This is a genomic window from Mesorhizobium sp. WSM4846, from assembly GCF_055811415.1.
Genome location: NZ_JBVVPZ010000099.1, coordinates 1 through 1,085 on the forward strand (window position 1 = coordinate 1; position 1,085 = coordinate 1,085).

General features: G+C 59.0%; 1 protein-coding gene and 1 pseudogene. One reads left to right on the top strand and one right to left on the bottom strand.

The features are described from left to right. The first annotated feature begins 200 nt into the window (after positions 1–200). Positions 201–839, top strand: a complete 639-nt coding sequence (locus AC0L15_RS33170) for a hypothetical protein (RefSeq protein ID WP_473498408.1) — start codon at positions 201–203, stop codon at positions 837–839. Between the two features lie 21 nt (positions 840–860). Here AC0L15_RS33170 and AC0L15_RS33175 read toward each other — a convergent pair. Continuing rightward, a pseudogene (locus tag AC0L15_RS33175) lies at positions 861–1,085 on the bottom strand (DNA polymerase/3'-5' exonuclease PolX); the annotation flags it as partial.

Consider the following 1,085-nt stretch of genomic DNA (forward strand, 5'->3'; position numbering starts at 1 on the left):
CGGCCCCAAAAAGCCGCCAGGCGGCAACGCACTTTGAGATGAACTCTGCCGCTTCCCGTTAGCCGAAGTTGCAAGCGGCCGCTAACAATCGTGGTTGCGCCTTTAGGGCATCCGTGGTTCAGACCGCTGGTGGATTAGAACTCATGTTGGCTTTGCGATCGGCTCATCGCTGCCGACAATCGGTGACCTATATAAAGGGCATGTCCACGCGCCGAAAAATCAATGCAACAGCGAAGCTGATTGGAGAATGGCCTTTAACCCCGGCTGCAACTCTTGGATCGTCCGTCAGAGCGAGGGGTATTTTTCTCGAAATACGCGCCCGCCTTCCAATGGAGTTCAGGAAACTGCTCCATATCGAGTCCCGCGTGCTTACCCTGCGCCTGTCTGAGGGCGCCGAGAATGATGTGCAGGTGGTATTCGGGATCGTATCCAAAGCACTGCAGAATATCGAAGACCTGCCCGTAATCCCCCGTGAAATCGAGGACATTCTGACGATCTCGACGGCCGAACGGCACCGCTGGCTGAAAGATGGTCGCTTGCAGAGCGCCGGGACGAAAACGGTGAAACTCCGCGGGCGGGCAAGGAACATCACCTTTCACGTGTTCGACCCGCAGCACGTGGAGGATGTGCTTGACCGCGACCTGGTTATGGTCTGGCGCGAACAGGACGCAGCGACAGCTGCAGAGAATAGGCGGCGAGCCGCGGGGAAGGCCGCTATGAAACGTGCTCAAAGAAGCGGTCGCGGAACTGCAGCTTCAGGTGGCTATGGCCCCGATGAGAACTCGCACTCCAGTTTGCGCGGCTGGGAAGATTTTGAGAATGACGGACTCCTGCGCTGATAGGCCGGCCGCACAAGCAGGTTAGGACGTTTGCCTGCGCCGTGCGAGACGCGCAAGGAGGGCCGTCAAACGCCTCGCGTTCAGGACCCGCTTCGCAGGGACACCGCCCTTGCGCGCCATCTCGACACCCCAATGCATGTGGTCGAGCTCGCGGATCGAATGAGCGTCCGGATTGATGCTGAAGATGCAGCCCTGATCGAGTGCCTTTTGATGCCAGCGCCAGTCGAGGTCGAGTCGCCAAGGATG